The organism is Capnocytophaga cynodegmi DSM 19736 (genome assembly GCF_000379185.1).
Lineage (GTDB): Bacteria > Bacteroidota > Bacteroidia > Flavobacteriales > Flavobacteriaceae > Capnocytophaga > Capnocytophaga cynodegmi.
Genome location: NZ_KB900705.1, coordinates 25149 through 47496 on the forward strand (window position 1 = coordinate 25149; position 22348 = coordinate 47496).

General features: G+C 35.5%; 22 protein-coding genes. 16 read left to right on the forward strand and 6 right to left on the reverse strand.

Features of this window, described 5'->3' with window-relative positions; genetic code table 11:
- Nucleotides 1-33: 33 nt before the first annotated feature.
- The 7 genes from YW9_RS0102420 (at nucleotide 34) to YW9_RS0102445 (ending at nucleotide 5883) form a co-directional block, all read left to right on the forward strand.
- The gene (locus YW9_RS0102420) at nucleotides 34-669 is read left to right on the forward strand and encodes a WbqC family protein (RefSeq protein WP_018278588.1); all 636 of its coding nucleotides are present in this window, start codon (nucleotides 34-36) and stop codon (nucleotides 667-669) included.
- 43 nt (nucleotides 670-712) lie between these two features.
- Nucleotides 713-1624: a UDP-3-O-(3-hydroxymyristoyl)glucosamine N-acyltransferase gene (locus YW9_RS0102425; RefSeq protein WP_018278589.1), complete on the forward strand. Its 912-nt coding sequence runs from the start codon at nucleotides 713-715 to the stop codon at nucleotides 1622-1624.
- A 49-nt stretch (nucleotides 1625-1673) separates the two neighbouring features.
- Nucleotides 1674-2363 (forward strand): cell division ATP-binding protein FtsE, encoded by a 690-nt coding sequence (locus YW9_RS0102430; RefSeq protein WP_018278590.1) that lies wholly within the window; start codon nucleotides 1674-1676, stop codon nucleotides 2361-2363.
- A gap of 246 nt (nucleotides 2364-2609) precedes the next feature.
- Nucleotides 2610-2777: a hypothetical protein gene (locus YW9_RS13420; RefSeq protein ID WP_155848707.1), complete on the forward strand. Its 168-nt coding sequence runs from the start codon at nucleotides 2610-2612 to the stop codon at nucleotides 2775-2777.
- Nucleotide 2778: 1 nt separating this feature from the next.
- Entirely contained in the window at nucleotides 2779-3435 is a 657-nt protein-coding gene (locus YW9_RS0102435) for a hypothetical protein (protein WP_018278591.1), read from the forward strand.
- 345 nt (nucleotides 3436-3780) lie between these two features.
- Nucleotides 3781-5457, forward strand: coding sequence for a M23 family metallopeptidase (locus tag YW9_RS0102440; RefSeq protein WP_026193762.1), 1677 nt, complete (start codon nucleotides 3781-3783; stop codon nucleotides 5455-5457).
- Nucleotides 5458-5505: 48 nt separating this feature from the next.
- Nucleotides 5506-5883 (forward strand): RidA family protein, encoded by a 378-nt coding sequence (locus YW9_RS0102445; protein ID WP_018278593.1) that lies wholly within the window; start codon nucleotides 5506-5508, stop codon nucleotides 5881-5883.
- Nucleotides 5884-5947: 64 nt separating this feature from the next.
- On the opposite strand, the gene hemW is transcribed toward YW9_RS0102445, so the two are convergent.
- From hemW to YW9_RS0102460, 3 genes are read right to left on the reverse strand one after another with little or no spacing between them, the layout of a single operon-like run.
- Complete coding sequence (gene hemW / locus YW9_RS0102450) at nucleotides 5948-7093, reverse strand: radical SAM family heme chaperone HemW (protein WP_081615884.1); 1146 nt, start codon at nucleotides 7091-7093, stop codon at nucleotides 5948-5950.
- Between the two features lie 12 nt (nucleotides 7094-7105).
- Entirely contained in the window at nucleotides 7106-7651 is a 546-nt protein-coding gene (gene ruvC, locus YW9_RS0102455) for a crossover junction endodeoxyribonuclease RuvC (protein WP_018278595.1), read from the reverse strand.
- 2 nt (nucleotides 7652-7653) lie between these two features.
- Complete coding sequence (locus YW9_RS0102460; protein WP_018278596.1) at nucleotides 7654-8187, reverse strand: hypothetical protein; 534 nt, start codon at nucleotides 8185-8187, stop codon at nucleotides 7654-7656.
- A 222-nt stretch (nucleotides 8188-8409) separates the two neighbouring features.
- On the opposite strand from YW9_RS0102460, the gene pyrH reads away from it, so the two are divergent.
- The 3 genes from pyrH to nhaA all read left to right on the forward strand — a co-directional run bounded on the left by pyrH (nucleotide 8410) and on the right by nhaA (nucleotide 11282).
- Nucleotides 8410-9117 carry a UMP kinase gene (gene pyrH, locus YW9_RS0102465; RefSeq protein WP_018278597.1) on the forward strand — a complete coding sequence of 236 codons (708 nt, stop codon included), beginning with the start codon at nucleotides 8410-8412 and terminating at the stop codon, nucleotides 9115-9117.
- Nucleotides 9118-9160: 43 nt separating this feature from the next.
- A complete protein-coding gene (gene frr / locus YW9_RS0102470) occupies nucleotides 9161-9715 on the forward strand; it encodes a ribosome recycling factor (RefSeq protein WP_018278598.1) in 555 nt (184 codons plus the stop codon).
- A gap of 208 nt (nucleotides 9716-9923) precedes the next feature.
- Entirely contained in the window at nucleotides 9924-11282 is a 1359-nt protein-coding gene (gene nhaA, locus YW9_RS0102475; protein WP_018278599.1) for a Na+/H+ antiporter NhaA, read from the forward strand.
- A gap of 131 nt (nucleotides 11283-11413) precedes the next feature.
- Here the strand turns inward: nhaA and YW9_RS0102480 are convergent, their stop codons facing one another.
- Complete coding sequence (locus YW9_RS0102480) at nucleotides 11414-12733, reverse strand: alginate export family protein (RefSeq protein ID WP_026193763.1); 1320 nt, start codon at nucleotides 12731-12733, stop codon at nucleotides 11414-11416.
- 191 nt (nucleotides 12734-12924) lie between these two features.
- Here YW9_RS0102480 and nrfH point away from each other — a divergent pair, with 191 nt between their 5' ends.
- The 6 genes from nrfH to YW9_RS0102510 all read left to right on the forward strand — a co-directional run bounded on the left by nrfH (nucleotide 12925) and on the right by YW9_RS0102510 (nucleotide 19400).
- Entirely contained in the window at nucleotides 12925-13530 is a 606-nt protein-coding gene (gene nrfH, locus YW9_RS0102485) for a cytochrome c nitrite reductase small subunit (protein ID WP_018278601.1), read from the forward strand.
- 51 nt (nucleotides 13531-13581) lie between these two features.
- A complete protein-coding gene (nrfA, locus tag YW9_RS0102490) occupies nucleotides 13582-15048 on the forward strand; it encodes an ammonia-forming cytochrome c nitrite reductase (protein WP_018278602.1) in 1467 nt (488 codons plus the stop codon).
- A 97-nt stretch (nucleotides 15049-15145) separates the two neighbouring features.
- The gene (locus tag YW9_RS0102495; RefSeq protein WP_018278603.1) at nucleotides 15146-16372 is read left to right on the forward strand and encodes a cytochrome c biogenesis protein ResB; all 1227 of its coding nucleotides are present in this window, start codon (nucleotides 15146-15148) and stop codon (nucleotides 16370-16372) included.
- A 2-nt stretch (nucleotides 16373-16374) separates the two neighbouring features.
- Nucleotides 16375-17169, forward strand: coding sequence for a cytochrome c biogenesis protein CcsA (gene ccsA, locus YW9_RS0102500; RefSeq protein ID WP_018278604.1), 795 nt, complete (start codon nucleotides 16375-16377; stop codon nucleotides 17167-17169).
- Nucleotides 17170-17304: 135 nt separating this feature from the next.
- Nucleotides 17305-18171 carry a helix-hairpin-helix domain-containing protein gene (locus YW9_RS0102505; RefSeq protein WP_018278605.1) on the forward strand — a complete coding sequence of 289 codons (867 nt, stop codon included), beginning with the start codon at nucleotides 17305-17307 and terminating at the stop codon, nucleotides 18169-18171.
- Nucleotides 18172-18257: 86 nt separating this feature from the next.
- Complete coding sequence (locus tag YW9_RS0102510) at nucleotides 18258-19400, forward strand: acyl-CoA dehydrogenase family protein (RefSeq protein WP_018278606.1); 1143 nt, start codon at nucleotides 18258-18260, stop codon at nucleotides 19398-19400.
- Between the two features lie 80 nt (nucleotides 19401-19480).
- Here the strand turns inward: YW9_RS0102510 and purE are convergent, their stop codons facing one another.
- Nucleotides 19481-19960, reverse strand: coding sequence for a 5-(carboxyamino)imidazole ribonucleotide mutase (gene purE / locus YW9_RS0102515; RefSeq protein ID WP_018278607.1), 480 nt, complete (start codon nucleotides 19958-19960; stop codon nucleotides 19481-19483).
- A 37-nt stretch (nucleotides 19961-19997) separates the two neighbouring features.
- Nucleotides 19998-22181 carry a beta-N-acetylglucosaminidase gene (locus YW9_RS0102520; RefSeq protein ID WP_018278608.1) on the reverse strand — a complete coding sequence of 728 codons (2184 nt, stop codon included), beginning with the start codon at nucleotides 22179-22181 and terminating at the stop codon, nucleotides 19998-20000.
- Between the last annotated feature and the right edge of the window lie 167 nt (nucleotides 22182-22348).

Consider the following 22348-nt stretch of genomic DNA (forward strand, 5'->3'; position numbering starts at 1 on the left):
TTTCAAAAATTTTAAAAATCAATTAATCAGAATATGGTAACACATAGTGTATTAATTCACCCAACATATTTCCCGAGTATTGCTCAATTTCATTTGATACTCAAACATCCTTGTGTTTTGGAAGTATCAGATAATTATCAAAAACAAACCCTCCGAAATCGAGCTTATATTTACGGAGCTAACGGAAAACAAGCGTTAAACTTGCCTATTAAGCACGTTGGTGGGGAAACGGGACGACAACTTTTCAAAGATGTTCGAGTGGAAAATCATTTTCCTTGGCAGCGATTGCATTGGAAGAGCCTTGAAACGGCTTATCGAACCTCACCTTTTTTCGAGTACTATGAAGATGATTTATTGCCACTTTTTGAGAAGAAATATACCTTTCTGTTGGACGTAAATATGGATACAATTCAAACCTTGTTGGCTTGTTTGCAAACTGATATCAACTTTGATAAAACAAAGAGTTATGAGGCAGAACCCAAACAGGTTAAAGATTTCCGTTTCTTAACTTCAGCCAAAAAGGAATTTCCTTTACAGATGGAAGAATATCATCAAATTTTTTCGGATAAGCACGGATTTTTGCCTAATCTGAGTATATTGGATTTACTTTTCCACGAAGGTCCTAATACAGAGGATTATTTGATGAATAAAATACGATTATTAACATAAGAACCAATCCGAAAATAGCGTTTTTCAAAAACAAAGAAGTAAAATGAAATTTCCACAACCCTATACACTCAAACAAATTGCAACCATCATCAAGAGTTCTTTCGTAGGTGATGAAAATTTTCCTGTACTTGGTATGAATGAAATCCACGTAGTGGAGGAGGGAGACATCGTTTTTGTCGATCATCCAAAGTACTATGACAAAGCCTTGCAATCCAGAGCTACAATCATCTTGATTAACAAAGAAGTAGAATGTCCTGAAGGAAAAGCACTTCTCATTTCTGACGACCCATTCAGGGATTTTAATAAACTAACAGACTTCTTCAAACCTTTTCAGAAATCTACAGCGTTGATTGCTCCATCGGCTCAAATTGGGGAAAACTCTATCATACAACACGGAGCATTCATAGGAAATAATGTGAAAATCGGGAAAAATTGCACGATTCATTCTAACGTAAGTATTTACGATGATTGCATTATTGGTGATAACGTTACCATTCACGCAGGAAGTGTGCTGGGAGCCGATGCATTTTATTATAAAAAGCGTCCAGAAGGATTCGATAAGTTAAAATCGGGTGGGAGAGTAGTTATTGAAGATGATGTGGATTTGGGAGCTTTGTGTACTATCGACCGAGGCGTTACAGGCGATACGACAATCAAACGAGGAACGAAGATAGACAATCAAGTTCACGTAGGGCACGACACAATTATTGGTGAAAAATGCTTAATTGCTTCGCAAACTGGTATCGCAGGGTGTGTAGTTATTGAAAATGAAGTAACTATCTGGGGACAAGTAGGAATGACAAGCGGAATTACCATAGGAGCAAAAGCAATTATTCTGGCACAAAGTGGAATTTCAAAATCTTTGGAAGGTGGGCAAACGTACTTTGGTTATCCGGCAGAGGAAGCCCGTAAAAAATACAAAGAAATGAGTGCCTTACGAAGATTAATCAAATAAAATGAAGCTCCTTCGCAATTAAAAACAACAAAATTCATTACAAACAACGATGGAAAAACCTGTATTAGACCTAAAAGACACCTCAATATATCAACGTTCGAGCCTGATCCTGACAGAAATTAACCTGACAATCAACAAAGGGGAATTAGTGTACCTTATCGGAAAGACGGGAACAGGAAAAAGTAGTCTGATAAAGCTCCTCTATGGTGATTTGCCTCTGAAAAAGGGTGAGGGAAGCGTCGTTGGGTTTGACCTGAAGAACCTCAAAGAGAGTGAGATTCCGCTATTGCGGAGAAAGCTGGGAGTTGTGTTTCAGGACTTTAAATTGCTTTCGGACAGAAGTGTTTTTAACAATTTATCCTTTGTGCTGAAGGCAACAGGGTGGCAGGATAAAGAAAAAATAAAACAACGTATAGAAACGGTTCTTGCTAAAGTAAAAATGGAAGATAAAGCGAAAAAATTTCCGCACGAACTATCCGGAGGGGAGCAACAACGTGTCGCAATTGCACGTGCTTTGCTTAACGACCCTGAACTTATTTTAGCCGATGAGCCTACGGGGAATTTAGACCCCGAAACCAGTGTTGAAATTATGCAAGTTCTGAAGGAAATCAATGCATCGGGGCGTACTATTTTGATGGCAACGCACGATTATGCACTTATTCTGAAGTTTCCGTCCAAAACGCTCAAATGTGATGATAAAAGAGTGTTCGAAGTGGTGCAGAAACGACCTACTATATAGGAAAATCATACTTAAATACTACATAAATAATCAGCAGACGAATAGGAATTGCCCTGTTCGTCTTTTTATTTTGTTAAAAAATTTGGAAATTAAAACTATAAAACATAAGTTTGTCATATATTTGAAAATGAAATATATAAAGAGATAAAAAATCTAACAGAAATAAAATTTAGATTTCGTTTTTTTTCTGAAATATCGATGAAAAAATAAAATCATCTGATAGAAATAAAAAGCTATCTAATAGAAATGAAGCACCATCTAATAGAAATGAAGCATCATCTAATAGAAATGGAGCATTATCTAATAGAAATAGAGCATTATCTAATAGAAATGGAGCATCATCTAATAGAAATGGAGCGTCATCTAATAGAAATGAAGCATCATTTGATAAAAAGAAACATAAAAATTAAATAAAATGAGGAAAAATTACTACACAATCGCAGGAATGATACAGAATTTTGGAATTCTGTTTGAAAATTTGAAAAATAATGCCGAAATCGCCAGAGAAATGGCTGAATATGGTTACGGAGAAGAAGAAATCGCACAAGGAAAGGCTTTGTATGATAAAGCAATTCAGTTGCATCAAACCAATCTGAAAGAGACCAAAGAAGAAACGGAATCATATGCTGATTTTGACCAGAAATTTAATTCCATTTTGTCTATTTTTATGAAAGACCGCAAGAAAGGAAAGATTGTCTTCAAAGACCAAGATACCCATTTGCGTACGCTTCGTTTAAAAGCCTTGCCCTCAAAGAGTATTGCCTCGCTGATGGAAGAAATGAAGAATTTTTACAACGTGCTTGACCAAGATGAAACCTTACGCCAAGCTATTTCACGTCTGAAAGTTGATGAAGCACACATCAAATCGCAATTAGGGGGCATCGTTCAAGCCGAAAAAGCGTATGCTGTGTATCAGAATGAAAAAGGAGAGACTCAACAAGCTACCAAAAATAAAGATGCGGCATTCAGTGAGTTGGAAAAATGGGTGCGAGAGTTATACAGCGTAGCAAAAATAGCTCTGGAAGACAAACCTCAGTTGTTGGAAAGCATCGTAAAATCGGTTCGAGGCTAAAAATAACAAAATAATGTATTATCTTTGCCAAAGTTTCACGATTTTGGCAAAGATTTTTTGATGAAATAACTCAAAAAATATGTCTATTTGAAATATTTTTGTCAGAATAAACCAAAATTAATAACAATCCAAAAAGAATAAATATCGCTCTGAAAAAAATAGTCATCAGACTGAGCGAAGTTGAAGTCTTTTACAATAAAAATTTCTGACAGAAGTACTTATTTTTGTAATTTCCGTCAGTATTATAAGTAGAATAGCTATTTGGATAGATACAATCATTCAAAACGAATAAAAAAACATATAAAAAGAAACACATTTTATAAAAAAAATATTTAATCACACGATATGAAATTATCACTAACGGCTATATGGTCGCTACTATTATGCTCATTTTCATTTGCACAAACGGATTTTGCCTCTCCTCTGGATATTCCATTGCTATTATCGGGTAATTTTGGAGAATTACGTCCTAATCATTTTCACGCGGGGGTTGATTTCAAAACACAGGGGCGTGAGGGGCTTAACATATACGCTATAAAAGAAGGTTACGTATCGCGAATTAAAGTGGGTGCATATGGATATGGCAAAGCTCTGTACATAACGCACCCCAATGGATATACAAGCGTGTATGCACATTTGCAAAAATTTGCTCCGGTTATTGAAACCTATATCAAGAAGCGACAATACAACCGAAAATCGTTTGAAATAGATGCCTATCCGAAAGAAAATGAGTTAGTGATAAAGAAAGGACAAGTTGTAGGGCTTGGAGGCAATACGGGAAGTAGTGCAGGTCCGCATCTGCATTTTGAAATCCGTGATGCTAACTCCAATGCTCTCAATCCGCTACTATATGGATATGAAATAAAGGACAATATCCCGCCCGATGTGTACCAAGTGATGGTGTATCCGCTCGGAAAAGAAGCTCAGGTAAATCAATCGCAACTTCCGCAAGTTGTAAAACTTACAAAACAAGCTGATGGTTCGTATCTCGCTGATAAAATTCTTGCCAGTGGAGCAATAGGATTTGGATTGCAGTCCATAGATAAGCAAAATGATACGCATCATCAGAACGGCGTGTACAAAGTGAGCTTAGCGGTAAATGGAGAAACGCATTTTCAGTATGTATTTGATAAACTTAGCTTTAATGAAGCTCGTTATATCAATACATTTATTGATTATCAAACGTATGTGGAAAAAAAGTCGCGTGTACAATTGCTTTATCGTACTAAAGGCAATAGAATTTCTACCATTTATACAGAAAATAAGAATGAAGGACAGCTTGATGTTCAGCAAAATACAGAATATCTTGTTACAATTGTTGCAGAGGATATTAAGGGGAACATCTCCAAAATAAATATTCCTTTGGAAGGGAAGAATTTGGACATCAAAGAGGCTCGACCAATGGTCAGCGGAGAAGTTGTAATTGCAGGACGTGACCAATATTTCACGTTCGATGGAGGAAATGTCTATTTTCCTGAAAGAACTTTCTACGAGGATTTTTTAATTCAGATAGAAAGTAAGAATGATACATTAACGTTACATAATCCTGCAACAGCGGTGCATAAATTCTTTAATTTGTCGTTCAATAATAAGAAATTTAGTGAAAAAGAAGCTCAAAAGGTGTTTATAGCTCGGCTAAACGAGAAAAATAAACCTTCAGCTGAGCGAACTATTTATAAAAACGGATTATTTACAACTCGAACACGTAATTTAGGAAGGTTTACGCTAATGAAAGATACCATAGCTCCGACTTTACGTCCGTTAAACTTTAAAAATAATGCAACAGTTACAGCTTCAACCCTAAAAGTGGAGATAAAAGATGATTTAAGTGGTGTAGAAAGTTATTCAGCAACTTTGAATGGACAGTGGATTTTGTTCGAATATGAACCAAAAACACAAACTCTCACATTCGACTTTTCGGACATCGATACGAAGAAAACAGACACCTATAGGTTGGAAATGATTGCCAAAGATGGGGTTGGAAATGTACAAAAGCTCGATATATCTTTCAAAAAGAAATAAGAATTAACGCATCAATAGATAAGTAAATAATTAAAAACAAGTAAATATATGAAACGTATTATTTTTACAGAAAACGCTCCTGCTCCAATTGGTCCTTATAATCAAGCAACTTTGGCAGGTAACACTTTGTATGTGTCAGGGCAAATTCCTGTTGACCCAAAAACCAATGAGGTTGTAAAAGGAATTGAAGCTGCTACAGTTCAGGTAATGGAAAACTTAAAAGCAGTGCTTGAAGCTGCTGGAGCTAATTTTGAAAATGTGGTGAAAACAACCATATTTTTGGCAGATATGAATCAATTTGCTGAGGTAAATGCTGTTTATGGTAGATATTTTGATGAAAAAACAGCTCCTGCCCGTGAAACGGTTCAAGTAGCGAACTTGCCTAAGTTTGTTGAGGTTGAAATTTCGTGTATCGCGGTGTTATAAATCCTAAATCTGCACAAAAAATCCGAAGAACTCATAAAATTCTTCGGATTTTTTTATGTTTTTATCAATCAACGATGAATAAATCAGTGGCAATGCCATCGGATAGGAACTTTCCTTTGGTAGTTGTAACAAGATGCTTGTTATTTATGGAGAGTAATCCGTTTGTAATATGTTTTTTAGCTTGTAAAAGCAGATAATCGCTGTGTTTTTTTCCGAAAGTCGTTTCAACTTCTTCAACGGAAATGCCAATCATCGTTCGGATTCGGGTAATAATTAGTTCGTTGTATCGGTCGTTTTGTGAAAGTATTTCTTTTTCTGCAGGAATTATGCCTTTTTGTATCTGTTCGATGTATTTTATGTTGTTGGCGATGTTCCAACTGCGTTCAGTTCCGTTGAAACTATGAGCCGAAGGACCAATTCCCATATATTTCTTCCCAAACCAATAAGCAGTGTTGTTACGGCTGAAATATCCTTCCTTCCCGAAGTTGGAAAACTCATAATGAATAAATCCCTCTTTCTCCAGAATAGAAATCATTGATACAAAATGCGAATGAGCTTGTTGTTCATTAACATTAGGGACTTTTCCCAGAGCGATAAACTTGTGTAAGGCAGTTTTAGGTTCAATAGTTAATGCATACGCTGATATATGAGGAACACCAAATGAGAGTGCTTTATGGATATTGGATTGCCAACGCTCATCGGTCATATTAGGAATGCCGTAAATCAAGTCGATGGTGATATTATCAAAGAATTTTGGAGCTTCCAAAAGGAGTAATTCTGCTTGAGTAGCGTTATGAGCTCGATTCATAAGGCGTAAATCTTCTTCGTAGAAAGATTGTATACCAATACTCAACCGATTTATGCCCAATTGTTTTAAATTTGAAAGTAATTTGGTAGGAGAGGAGCTGTCTCTGAAAAAATCATCAGGATTTGCCTCCAAAGTGACTTCAGCATTGGGGCTAATATCGTAATTTTTGTAAATAGTTTGCAGAATGTTTTTCAATTCTTCAAAAGAGAGTATGCTGGGAGTTCCTCCTCCAAAATAAATGGTTTGTAATTGACTGTTGGAGGCTTCTTCTTTTCTTAAAATCAATTCTTTGCAGATAGAGCTGACCATTTCACTTTTTCGTTTTAAGGTTGTTGAAAAGTGAAAATCACAATAGTGACAGGCTTGTTTGCAAAAAGGAATATGAATATAAAGACTATGCAATTTTTTGAGATATTAACGCACCCGATTTTCGTTCTGTTTTACGAAAGCTTCCCAATTATTGTATGATTTTTGTGAAGAAACTCGTCCACTATTGAAAAAGTGACATACAGCAACAGCCAATCCATCAGTGGAGTCAAAGTATTTTGGTAATTCTTTAAGGTTTAGTAATTGTTGAAGCATTTTCGCGACTTGCTCTTTGGAGGCATTTCCATTACCAGTGATAGCCATTTTAACTTTCTTAGGCTCATATTCAGTAATTGGGATCTGGCGAGAAAGTCCAGCAGCCATCGCTACCCCTTGAGCTCTCCCAAGTTTAAGCATTGATTGCACATTCTTGCCAAAAAAAGGAGCTTCGATTGCCAATTCATCAGGATGATACGTGTCGATAAGCTCCAAAGTACGTTCAAAAATGATACGTAGTTTTAGATAATGGTCGGAATATTTTTTTAGTTGTAATTCATTGAGTTGTAATAACTCCATTTGTTGTTTTTCAACTTTGATAAGCCCAAAACCCATCACGGTAGTTCCAGGGTCAACTCCTAAAATTATTTTCTCCAAAACTATTTTACATTAATCACAATAGGAATTGTAAATTGTGTACTTACTTCCAATCCTTGTTTTGTAGCGGGAATTACAGGATTTTCTTTTGAAATATTGCTTAGTTGTGTGGCTAAGATTTCTTCAAAAGATTGATTGGTTGTTGCCAAAGTTTTGATGATTTCATCAGTAGCTTCCAACCCAACAAGTGCAACATTTCCTGAATTATCAACTTTAATGTTTACTAATATCTTTTCGTTGATTGTCTCCAAAGCCTCAAGTTTTTCTTTCTGAAGTTTCTCTGTGAGTAATTTTACGAAAGAGTTTTCAAAGCATTTCTTTTGTTCTTCTTTGGGTAGCGTGTCAGAACAGAGACCTTTGAATATAGGGAAAGTATCCACTTCATCTTTATTTATTTCATTGAGTTTCACCTCAACGATAGAGTCAAGTTTAGCTTGTTTTATTTTTTCTTTTTCTTGGTCTGTTAAGTTTGAATTATTTCCATTACACGAAATAAACACAAAGGGCAAGCATAAGAACCAAAAATAATATTTCATAAATAGATGTTTTAGAAATTAGGTTCCAAAAATAGTATAAAAAATGATACAAAAAAAATAAAACTGATTTTTTTATTATTTATAAAATTTTATATCTTTGTGAGCTGTACAGAGTAACGTTTCTGAAATTATAAATTTTTAGGAATTTAATGCGTGATATTTCTAAATAAATCTAAATTTATAAATCTCTGTCAATCAGATTGTATAATATAAACAAAAGGTATGAAATATAAAAGAATTTTGTTGAAATTGAGCGGTGAAGCTTTGATGGGAGGACGTCAATATGGCATAGATCCAGCTCGTTTAAAAGAATACGCAACTGAGATTAAACAAGTTGTAGAAAAAGGAGTTGAGATAGCAATCGTTATTGGAGGTGGAAATATCTTTCGTGGCGTTGCAGGGGCAAGTAACGGAATGGACAGAGTGCAAGGCGATTATATGGGAATGTTAGCGACAGTAATAAATTCACTTGCTTTACAAAGTGCTTTGGAGGAAGAAGGTGTTTTTACGCGTTTGCAAACTGCCATTACTATGGAAGCGATAGCGGAGCCTTTTATTCGTCGCAGAGCGGTACGTCACTTGGAGAAAGGGCGTGTAGTAATTTTTGGTGCAGGAACTGGAAACCCTTATTTCACAACCGATTCGGCGGCAGTTTTGAGAGCTATTGAAATTAATGCTGATGTTATATTAAAGGGAACTCGCGTAGATGGAATTTACACTGCTGACCCAGAGAAAGACAAAAACGCAGTAAAATTTGATAATATCACTTTCGATGAGGTAATGAATAAAGGTTTGAAAGTTATGGATATGACAGCCTTTACATTAAGTCAAGAAAATGAACTACCAATAATTGTTTTTGATATGAACAAAAAAGGAAATTTGTTGAAGGTAGTTTCAGGTGATAATGTAGGAACTACTGTGAATTTGTAAAAACATCATTGAAAATAAAACTTTGTAAAGAAAATCAATTTATATGAATGAAGAAATAGATATTATCTTGGATAGCACAGAAGAGGCAATGCAGGGAGCTTTGACGCATTTGGATAAGGCTTTGGGTAACATTCGTGCAGGAAAGGCAAGTCCACAAATGTTAGGAAGCGTTTTTGTGGATTATTATGGGTCGCAAACTCCATTGAGCCAAGTAGCAAACGTAAGTGCACCAGATTCACGTACAATTACGATTCAACCTTGGGAGAAAAAAATGATTCAACCTATCGAAAAGGCTATTATGTTAGCTAATTTAGGGTTCAATCCGATGAACAATGGTGATGTTGTCATTATTAGTGTACCGCCTCTGACTGAAGAACGACGTAAAGAACTTGTCAAACAAGCTAAGGGAGAAGGAGAAGATGCAAAAATAAGTATACGAAATGCTCGTCAGGAAGCAAATAAAGAAATTAAAAAAACAGAAGCTTCCGAAGATGTAAAAAAAGGTGCGGAAGAAAGTGTACAGAAACTTACCGATAAATATATTAAGAAAGTAGAGGAAGTTTTAGCAGTTAAAGAAGCTGAGATTTTAAAAGTATAAACTTTTGTACTAAGTGTTATTGAAAAAGAACAATGAAGCATATTTCATTGTTCTTTTTTTATAAAGAAAAGTTAAGAAAAATGTAATTGCAAATAATTATAACAGAAATCAATACGTTTATTTTATTATGAGTAATTTTGTTTTTTCCGAAATTATCTTGATTTTTTATTGAAAAAATATTAATTTTACCACGATAAAACTACAATATATGGAGAAACATCTGATAGACCGGTTAACCTCTCCAATTCACAGATTTACCAAACAGGCGAAATCGGGGGGGATTGTTTTAGGAATTAATGTTATCATTGCTTTGGTGTTGGCAAATTCACCTTGGTCAGAGCATTATTTCCATTTTTTTGAACATCATTTAGGATTTACATTTGATGGAAAAACATATTTAGATATGCCATTACACCATTGGATTAACGATGGATTGATGGCATTGTTTTTTTTCGTCGTAGGACTTGAATTAAAACGAGAAATTGTAGCAGGGGAATTATCTAATCCTCGGAAGGCATTATTGCCAATTGGAGCGGCTATAGGCGGAATGCTTGTGCCTGCGATTATATATATATCATTAAACCCAACAGGAGAAGCTCACGGAGGTTGGGGAATTCCTATGGCGACAGATATAGCTTTTTCATTAGGAGTGTTGTATTTATTAGGAAATAAAGTACCAATATCATTAAAAGTATTTTTGACGGCATTGGCAATTGTTGATGATCTTGGAGCAGTATTGGTAATCGCTTTCTTTTATACTTCTGAAATTTCATTAGCGAATTTAGGAATTGGGCTGGGAATGTTATTTATTCTTTACTTAGGAAAGCGAATTGGGATACGTCACGTATTATTTTACGCACTGATAGGAGCCGTTATTTGGTGTGCTTTTCTGCTTTCGGGAGTTCACGCTACAATTGCGGCGGTATTGATTGCGTTTATGATTCCTACTGATGTGCAAATGAAAGAAAATGAGTACGTACATAATATTCAAAGTTATTTGAAGAAATTCAAACGATTAGATCCTAATAATAAAATTCCAACACTTACTGAGAAACAGTTGCATTTGTTGGAAAAAATAAATGTAGATACACGTAGGTCAATTCCTCCATTACAACGTTTGGAACACGCAATGCATCCTTTTGTTACTTTTATTGTAATACCAATTTTTGCTTTGGCAAATGCTGGAGTTTCCTTATCGATAGATGTAGAGCAGTTATTTAGCACTAATATTGCCTTAGGTGTTGCACTTGGTTTGTTTTTTGGAAAGGTGATTGGCGTAGCAGGTTTCACGGTATTTATGGTAAAAGTTCTTAAATTGTCACCTTATCCAAGAGGAATGAATTTCCGTAATCTTGTCGGATTAGGACTTCTGGCTGCGATTGGTTTTACAATGTCATTATTTGTGACCACTTTAGCTTTCAAAAATCCACTTTATATGGATCAAGCCAAAATAGGTATTTTTGCAGCATCAATTTTAGGTGGAACTTTAGGATATATGGTCTTAAATGGCAAGGGAAACAAAACGAATAAAAATGAAAAAGTAGAAGTCAGCGAATCAGAAGAATAAAACAAAGAAACTAAATTTTTTGAAGGAGTGGAAGTTTTTATTATTTTTTACTCCTTTTCTATTAAAAGAAAACCTTCTCAGAGATTTAAATGAGAAGGTTTTTTTATAAAAAAAATAGTTATTATTAATTGTTAAAATTTAGCCGAAAAAATCTTAGGATTGATATTTAGGCTACACCAAAACCAATCTTGATAGCCTCTGGCATTAGGCGTTTTTTTAAGTGTTTTCAAAGCATCGGTTGTAAAATAGGTAGAATATCCCATTTGTAGCCCGATATAAGGTTGTACTTTAAGTGTATAGACCAAATCGATTTCGCTGCCCAAACCGCGTTTTTTATTGCCTTTACTATCATAAACTATTCCTGCAGATGAAAAATTGTGCCAAGTTGCAGAAAGGTTACTTTTTTCACCAGTACGGAAATTAGCGGTTAAGTACGGATTGATAAGTCCAGAAGGATTTACCGCTGGAACGTAATAATAGTCCATAAATCCGTAAAATTTATGATTTGTTCCTGAGAAAGGATTGAAAGCCTTGTCCTTGCCCGAAGTATCACCAGCATTTCTTCCACTTAGATAGTCAATTCCTCCCGATAGGCTAAATACGTCTGAAAATTTGTATCCTGCATTCAGAGCAAACATATAAGCACTTTTAGTGGCTCCTGCCGCATTTTTACCCGTTTGGAAGTATGAAGTTAGTCCGTATTTCCAATCGTTTGTAGCTCCCACGTAATGAAATCCAAAAGTTTGCATATTGTGAACTTTATCGGAAGTGTTATCGTCTTTGAAGCCTAAATTACTCAATAAGAAAGAAATACGATTGCTTTGTGAGATGCTGTACAATCCGTAGAAAGTTTCCATATGCTGATAAGGTTGTGCATTAGCAGGGCTAAAATGCTGAACAGCAGGACTATTGATATTCATTGCTTTATCGGTATAATTTTGGTTGAAAGCAAAGAAAGTGCGGAGCAAAAATTTGTCAGAAGCTTTCCAATTTAAGTTCACAGCATCGTGGCTACGTCCTGCAGGATGCCAGTCCAGCGAACCAAAAATTCGATCATCGTCCAGAACAATCATTTGTCGTCCGATTTTAGCATTCCATTTCGGAGCGATTGGGAAAGAAGCATATGCCTCAAAAATAGAAGCTCCTCCTGTTTTGTCATTTACTTGAATTTGAGGTGCTTGTCCCCAAATGTTTACATTCTGTAAAGAAACGTACAAATGTAACTTATCTTCATTTTTGTAATCAAAGTTCAATCGTGTACGATTGTTTACTAAAATTGCAGGTGATTCACCTTCTTGCAAAGGACGATAAGCCCCATTTCGGTATTCAAAACGCGGACGTATTTGAGCCGAAAGAGAAAATTCATTGTTTGTCTCTTGGGCATTTGCCAAAGATGTACAAAGAGTCGTAAAAACTCCACACGCGACCACTGAAAATAAATGTGTTCTCATATCTTAGTTAATTTTAAGTTCCAAAGATGTTTTATACCCTAAATTTAATACGTTATGTTATACATAATAAGCTCTTATTTAGAATGACAATAAAATACGATTAATCTTTAAAAGTACAGCATTTTGTATTGCAAATGTAGCTAAAAGTTTATAGATTTGCAACAATAAGATACAAATATCTTTTTTTAGTGATGGCAACAACGAATAAAGAAACAAAACAGGTAAAAAAGAATAAGTATTTCAGATACTTAATTCCTTCTTTGGTAGGAGTATTACTTGGGCTTAGTGGATACATTTTTTATATATCCAAAGCGTATTCCTATCTGTCTGATGATCCTAAAGCTTGTGTGAATTGCCATATTATGGCACCAGAGTATTCCACGTGGTTTCACTCTTCGCACGGGCGAAATACCGTGTGTAACGACTGTCACGTTCCGCACGATAATTTCTTTAGGAAGTACTATTTTAAGGCAAGTGATGGTTTAAGACACGCAACGATGTTTACCTTCCGTATGGAACCACAGGTGATCACAATGCACAAACCAGGGCAAATGGTGGTACAAGAGAACTGTATCCGTTGTCACGACCAGCTAAATAGTGTTGTGGGAACAGGAAATGTTACAGCTCAGATGGCACACGCTGACCAAGGAAAACTCTGTTGGGAATGCCATACCGATGTGCCTCACGGAAATGTTCGTGGACTGAATTCAGCTCCGAATGCCAGAGTGCCTCTCGCTTCAGAACCTGTGCCTGAGTGGCTTCAGAATATGGTTAAAAACCAGCAGAAAGGCAAATAATTATAAAGAAACGAAATATAAAATATTGACTGACAATTAATACACTTAGCGATGAAAAAGAAAAATTGGTTAATCGTAGGAATTTTGGCTGTTGTAACGTTCCTTTTAGGAATGCTTGCTAATTCCATTATGGGAAGAAAAGCCGAAGCACAAATCATTTCAAGAGCAAATACCGATATCAAGGATTTTGAGGCTCGAAATGAAATCTGGGGAGAGTATTATCAACGTGAGTACCAGTCTTGGCTACAAACTGCCGATACTACTTTCAGAGCCAAATATATGAGTAGTGATAATGATGACCTGTTGGCTGAACGTCCTGAAATGGTGATTTTGTGGGCGGGATATGCGTTCTCAAAAGATTATACGGCTCCTCGTGGACATATGCACGCCGTTGCCGATGTTACTCATACACTTCGTACGGGTTCTCCAACCGATTCAACACATTCACCACAGCCTAGCACTTGTTGGACTTGTAAAAGTCCTGATGTCCCTCGAATGATGAACAAAATTGGTATTGAAAATTATTATAAAGGACATTGGGACGAATTAGGAAATGAAATCGTGAATCCTATAGGTTGTGCTAACTGTCACGACCCGAAAACAATGAATTTGACTATCACGCAACCAGCTCTTGTTGAAGCGTTTAATCGTCAAGGAAAAGACATTACCAAAGCTACTCATCAGGAAATGCGTTCACTGGTATGTGCTCAGTGTCACGTGGAGTATTACTTCAAAAAAGAAAGTAATTATTTGACATTCCCTTGGGATCACGGAAAAAAAGTTGAGGATGTTGAGAAATTCTATGATAATGTAGGTTGGACAGACTTTGTTCATAAAGTGAGCCGTACGCCAATTCTTAAGGCACAACACCCTGATTATGAGATTTTCCAACTAGGAATTCACGCTCAGCGCGGTGTTTCGTGTTCGGATTGTCATATGCCTTACAAAACAGAAGGAGGTGTGAAATATACTGACCACCACATAAGCAGTCCGCTCAGAAACGTAAATGCAAGTTGCCAAGTTTGTCACAGACAACCTGAGGAAGAATTGATTAAAAACGTTTACGAGCGTCAAGACTATGTATTCACACTCCGAAATCGTTTGGAAAAACAATTAGCGAAAGTACACTTCCAAGCCAAATTCTTGTGGGACAATGGAGCCACTGAGGAGCAAATGAAACCAATTTTAGACCTCATCCGTAAATCACAATGGCGTTGGGATTTCATCACAGCATCGCACGGAGCAGCGTTCCACGCACCGATTGAGTCTCAAAAAGTATTAGGTGATGGTATGTTCTATGCTATGCAAGCCGAATCGGATATGAATGGACTGACAGACAAACTTAAAATTACGGCTAAATTTGAAATGCCAGACATCAGTACGAAAGCCAAAGCACAGTCAATCATTGGTTTGGATATGGAAAAAGAAGAAGCAAACAAAAAACAATTTATGAAAACCATCGTTCCGAAATGGATAAAAGAAGCCAAAGAAAAAGGAAACTTGGTTACTCAAAAATAGTATTTTCGTAAGAAAACAATAACAACCGTTGCAGGGTTTTTAGTTTAAAAAAATAATTCTGCAGCGGTTTTTTTATAGATGTAAACGAAGAAAATATATGAACTTAGATAAAGAATTTCACAAAAGCAATCAGTATCGCTACTCGGTAGTAATTGCCTTGTTATCACTGTTGTTGGGATTTATTTTGCAGTATTTTTTAGGAAGTATCCCGAAGAGTTGGTTCAGTTTTCCACAAAATATCATAGGCGGATTAGCATTTGTTTTTCTAAATACAGCTATCTTCTTTATTTTCAAGAAGAAAAACTTTATCAATCTGCATTCAAGTACTCCTTTTGCTATTGTTACAGTGATAACGCTTGGTGTGCTAACTATTGGGCTCGGCAGCATTAGCGTTGGGCAGGAGCATCACGCAAATTCTTTTTGGCTAAATTTGGGCTTGGACGATATTACCAAAACGTGGTATTTTGCTCTTATTTATTTGATGGCTCTGACGAATTTATGGTTAGCGATCCTCAAACGTTCAATGGTTTATCAGAAGAAAAACATTACTTTTTTGTTGAATCATTTTGGACTTTGGCTCATAATGTTTGCGGGGGTTTTGGGGCAAGGCGATTTGGTTCGTCTTAAAATGGATTTGTACAAAGATAAAGTGGAATGGCGTGCCACAGATGACAATGGAAATGTTATTGAACTGCCTATTGCGATGGAGTTAAAATCTTTTGACATAGATATTTACCCTAATAAATTGTTTGTAATTGATTCCGCAGGAAATGCACTTCCGAAGAGTAAACCAATGGGGTTTATGCTTGAAAAAGATGGCTCACAGGGAGAGATTCTCAATTGGAAAATTACACAACATCAGTATTTTGAAAAGGCTGTTCCTGAGACAGATAGCACTTATGTTAATCACGGAATGTGGGGGGCAACAAATGCAGCTTTTGTTACGGTTGAAAATCTGAAAACTGGAGAAAAAAAACAGGAATGGATTTCGGCAGGAAATTTTCAGCTGCCACCACGAACCATTCAACTTGATGCCGAACATACGTTAGTGATGGCTCCTGCCGAAGCACGTAAGTTTCAGTCGGAAGTGTCTATTTATCAAAAAGATACGGAAGAGGTTCGCAATAAAAAAATTGAAGTCAATCACCCAATAAAAGTTGATGGTTGGAAGGTGTATCAGGTGAGTTATGATGAGCGTATGGGGCGTTGGTCGGAACTTAGTGTTGTTGAACTTATTTTAGATCCTTGGTTACCTGTAGTTTACACCGGGATTTTTATTTTGATGGCAGGAGGAATAGCGTTTTTATTTGTAAATAGAAGATAATTATGTGGCAGTATTTTAATTATATAACATTAGCGATTTTGATTTTATGGATAGCTTCAGGAATTCTTATCTATTCTAAAAATCAGATGTACAGAAAGTTAAGTTTATCGCTTCATCTTTTAGCAACTCTAATTATTGGAGTTTTTATAGCAAAGTTATGGATAGAACTTGATCGTCCGCCATTGAGAACTTTGGCTGAAACACGTATTTGGTATGCCTTTTTTATGGGGTTGATTGGTTTTTCAATTTATTTGTTATATCGCCAAAAATGGATGTTGAATTACTCGGCTTTGATGGGCATTGTGTTTATGTTGGTAACGTTTTTCCGTCCGGATACGATGAACAAAACCTTGATGCCGGCATTGCAAAGTGTGTGGTTCATTCCGCACGTAATTGTGTATATTTTTGCTTACGCAATGCTCGGAATGGCTTCACTTACTGCGGTTTATGGAATTTATCTTTGTAAAAAACAAAGAGATACTCAAAATGCTATTGCAGTAACTGACCAATTGATAAAAATTGGTTATGTTTTTCTGACCTTTGGTTTGCTTTTTGGGGCTTTGTGGGCGAAAGAAGCTTGGGGGCATTATTGGACGTGGGACCCAAAAGAAACGTGGGCTTTCATTACTTGGCTTGCTTATTTGGTGTACATTCACTACAAATACAAACATAAAGAAAAACAGCCTTTTAACAGTTTTCTGATTGTAATAATTGCATTTTTGTTATTGTTAGTCTGTTGGTTTGGAGTCAATTACTTGCCTACCGCCCAAATGAGCGTGCATACGTACTCGGGATAGTCTAATGATGAAAAAAGATAAAGAAGCAGGTTTTTCTACGGATAAACACTGCTTTTTTTATGGAATAATGAAATTAGTTTTTCATTCTTTGTTGAAAATGATATATTTGTATCGGAATATTAATTTTCAGGGTTTATGAAACGCTTTTCTACATTTAACCGAAACCAACAGATAGGGATTATTTTTCTGATTATCATTATTTTTATCTTGCAAATTATGTATTTCGTTGTTGATTTTTCGGAAGATAAAATTGATGTTCAACAAGAGCAATTAGCGGAATTAAACAAGGAGCTGGATTCATTAAGGAAAATTGCACTACAACCAAAAAAAGATACTATTTATCCTTTCAACCCTAATTTTATAACTGATTATAAGGGATTTACTTTAGGAATGAAACCTGAGGAAATTGATAGGTTATTGGCTTTTCGTAGGCAAAATAAGTTTGTAAATTCGGCGAAAGAATTTCAGGAAGTTACCAAGATTTCGGATAGTCTACTTTTAAAAATTTCTCCTTATTTTAAATTTCCTGATTGGGTAAACAAATCAAAACCAGTTGAAAAGAAGAGTGTTAAACAAGAAATTGTACACCAGAAAGTAAATATCAAAAAAGATGTGAACTTAGCTTCTAAGGAAGATTTTATGAAAATATATGGCATTGGAGATATTCTTTCCGATCGAATTTTAAAATACAGAAAAAAATTACAAGGATTTAGTGAAATTATGCAAGTTTCCGAAGTATATGGATTAGATACTGAAGTTTTCAATCGTGTTGCAGAACAATTTGAGGTAAAGACCTTACCAAATATTCAGAAAAAGAACCTTAACGAGTTAAATATGTATGAATTAGCTAAAATTCCATACATTAAGTTTGATGAAGCTAAAAAGATTGTTGCTCTTCGTCTGGAATTAGTAAAAATTAAAAATTTTGATGAACTTTTGAAAATAAATGAATTTAATCAGGAAAAAATAAGAAAAATACAAATGTATTTGTATATTGATTAATCATAATTTATTTTGTAAAATCAAATATTTTTCGTAAAATTGCAAACTTTTTGCGTAGAGATTTTATAACTAAAGTAGGATTAGAAATGGATTTTAGCTATTCTGAAACACAAAAAATGATAGCCGAGGTGGCGAGAGATTTCTCTGAAAAATATATTCGTCCTAATATTATGAAATGGGATGAAAGTCAGGAATTTCCAATAGAAGTATTCAAAAAAGCTGGTGAAATGGGCTTTATGGGAGTTTTGGTGCCTGAAGTTTACGGAGGATTAGGTTTAAATTATCACGATTACATAACTATTATTGAGGAAATTTCAAAAGTAGATCCTTCCATAGGATTGTCAATTGCAGCACATAATTCATTGTGTACCAATCATATTTTTGAATTTGGAAATGAAGAACAAAAGAAAAAATGGTTGCCAAAATTGGCTTCAGGTCAGTGGATAGGTGCTTGGGCAATTACCGAACATAACACTGGGTCAGATTCAGGTGGAATGGCAACAACCGCTGTGAAAGATGGAGATTTTTGGATTTTGAATGGAGCAAAAAACTTCACAACACACGGAAAATCAGGAGATATTGCAGTGGTTATAGCTCGAACAGGAGAGAAAGGAGATAAACACGGAATTTCAGCTTTTGCTGTGGAACGAGGTACAGAAGGTTTCACCAGTGGAAAAAAAGAAAATAAATTAGGAATGAGAGCCAGTGAAACTGCTGAAATGATTTTTCAGAATTGCCGAATTCCTGCTGAAAATCTGTTAGGCGAAGTAGGAGAGGGCTTCATTCAGGCGATGAAAATATTAGATGGCGGTAGAGTTTCTATTGGTGCATTAGCTTTAGGTATAGCAAAAGGTGCTTATGAGGCATCGGTTAAGTATGCAAAGGAGCGTACACAATTTGAAAAAAGATTAATTGATTTTCAGTCAATTGCCTTTAAATTGGCAGATATGGCAACTGAAATAGAAGCCTCAGAACTTCTACTCCATAAGGCAGCGTATTTGAAAAATAATAAAGAGAAAGTGACTCAAGCAGGGGCGATGGCGAAAATGTACGCCTCAGAAGTTTGTGTAAAGGTTGCTACAGAAGCTATTCAGATTCACGGTGGATACGGATATACAAAAGATTTCCCAGTTGAAAAATTCTTCCGAGATTCAAAACTTTGTACTATTGGAGAAGGAACTACTGAAATTCAGAAATTGGTTATCAGTAGACATATCGATAAAGGATAGATTTTTAGTTGATTATATTATAAAAGGAAGTTTTAAACATTTGGTTTAAAACCTCCTTTTATAGTTTTACAAGAATTTTACTACTTCAACGTTTCCGCTGATTTTAACACAGCTTGTTTTAATTCTTCTTTATAAGCTATGATTTTTTCTAAAACGTTAGGTTGTTGTGCCGCAATGATTTGTGCGGCTAAAATACCTGCATTTTTTCCTCCATTTAAAGCAACTGTCGCTACAGGAACACCTCCTGGCATTTGTAAAATGGAAAGTACTGAATCCCAACCATCTATCGAATTACTACTTTTTACAGGAACGCCAATTACAGGCAAGGGCGACATCGAAGCCACCATTCCAGGTAAATGAGCCGCTCCACCCGCTCCAGCAATAATCACAGAAAACCCTCTTTTATGTGCGTTGGTACTGAAATCCATTAGTTTTTCGGGAGTACGATGTGCAGAAACGATGTCTACAAATACTTCAATATCAAATGATTCTAAAATAGTAATGGCTTCTTGCATTACAGGCAGGTCGCTTTTACTTCCCATCACAACGGCTACTTTCATTGATCTTTTTGGTTTTATTGTATTGATTTTTAATTTGTTATTCTTCTGTTACTTCAAATTGTTTTAGTTGAATGTCATACGTTTGTTTGGAATCGTTGATGAAACGTACAAATTTCACATTTTCAAGAGTTTGAGAACTTTCCCAGCGTGATTTTTTGAATGTTCCATTTACGGATTTCCATTGATTTCCATCTGCTGAAATTTGAATTTTACCTTTACTAATTCTTGTTTCTTCCCCAAAATCAATGATAACAGATTTTAAGGTAACTATTTTTTCAAATTCAATACCTAAAAAGTCATTGGTTTTTAGTGAGATATATTCCAAAGCGGGAGATATTCGTAAAACGTTTGCTTTTTGCCCAAGTGGTTGATTTTCCAATTGTTTTATATTGGTAATCAATGTATTCGGATTGAAGTTGAGAGAAAGTTTCAAATTTTCTCCTGTTTCCGTATTGAATTTAGTAATGTTATATTTAAGTAATTGATTTAAAAGAGGTTCTACTACTAAAGTTGCTGTTTTTACACCAGGTTGATACGGATTTTGGTTGTAATTTTGGTCAGTTTCAAACATTTGTTTTTGTAAATTTTGAACATTTGTATAAGCTGACTTAAATTGTTGGTAATCTTTGTTTTTCAATGAATTATACATTTTCATTACAGAAACTCCCGTTTTTCCTACTAATTGAAATTGTAACAACCAAGGATGTAATTCTTCAGTAAGATACTTATTTTCAGAAGTTTTTAAAAGCTGCTCGGAAGCCCAAACCATTTTCTCAAACTCTTCGGTAACAGATTGGGTTTCAGGATTGTGTAATGCTTCCAAATTCTTTAAGAAATTTTCTGCAATAAGCTTAAATTCAACAGATTCCTCTCTTCTATAACGATGCCCATTCGCTCCCAAATCCGAATTATGTTTTGCGAAAGTGAGCAGTGCTTCCTTGTTTTGGGGCATCATTTCGGCAATGGCATTTTTCCAAGCCGTGTCCGAATTGTATTTTTCTAAATTCCAAGTATAGTCGGCAACTCCGTAAATGGCTATTTTTGAGGCTTCTGGGTGTTCCATAGGATTGGAAACGAAGCCTGACATATCGTTTTTAATATCAGAAGTATTTCCGTAAGCAGGTCCTAAAAGCATATGGTTTCGCACGTAATCCGATACAGGGAAATTCCACCAAATGTAGGCTTTTCGTTTGATTTTGGCGTTAATCCATTGCATTGTGGGCTTGTCAATATCTGCAACTACGGTGTTTCCTGTCCACATAATTTCGATGGAAGGGTGGAGGGTTTCGCCCAATGTTTCCAAATAGCGTTTTTCAGGATTTGACCAAGCTTTGTTGTATTCTGTCGGACACATAATCAGCGGATTAACATCTTTTTTCTGAGCAACGAACTCATTGTGAAGAAAGTTGAGTAATTCGGCTTGTTTTTGCGGATTGGTGCCTTCGCCCGAAATATCGTCAAAGAAAACAGCAAATGCCCGAACGCCCAAATGGTACATTTTTTCAAATTTTTTGAGTAAATTTTGTCGGTCTTCTTCATTCCAGCGAATATCTTTTCCTGGGTGAATTGCCCAAACGAAATCTACATAATTTTCATTGGATTTTTGTACTAACTCTTTGATTTGTAAGGCTTCTTTTCCAGGATAAGGCAATCGCCAGTTTGGAGAGCTATGATAAGGGTCATCTTTAGGACCATAGATATAGGTGTTGAGTTTGTGTTTTCCGTAGAATTCAATTTGTCGAATGCGTTTTTCGTGACTCCAAGGGGTGCCGTAAAAGCCTTCTACTACACCTCGATTGGGTAAATCGGGATAGTCAATGATTTCTCCCAGTGGAAGTTCAGGTTTTGAAAGAAGTTGCTCCAACGTCCGAAGTCCGTAGTATGTTCCTCTGGAGTCGCTACCTATTACGTAAATGTTGTTTTTTTCGATTCGCAGATAATATCCTTCTTTTTTATGAGGAATTTTTGAGGCGAATTTCTTTGCCGATTTTGAATTTTTATCAGTAATGTAAACATTCATTACGTGTTTTTTGCCTTTTCTCTCTGAAAGAATTTCTTTTAATAAAGAAGTTTGTGAGAAAATATTCTTAGTTTTCAATTCAAAATGAGTAGGTGTAACAAAATGACCTTCAGTGATAAATTGCTGAGGAGTAGGACTAATTGTTTGTCCTTTTACGTTAATAGATACAGCAAATAGCAGAATTAAAAATAAATTTTTCATTTGAAAATGAATTAAAGTTCGCTTTACAAAAGTATGATTTTTAGTGTGAATTTCAAAGAAATAAAATTTTTAAAAATCAATAGAGAAAAATTTTAAATTTTAACTTATAATTACAAGTATTTATTAATCAATATTTTGTGTTTTTATACTTAAAAAAATATTAAAAA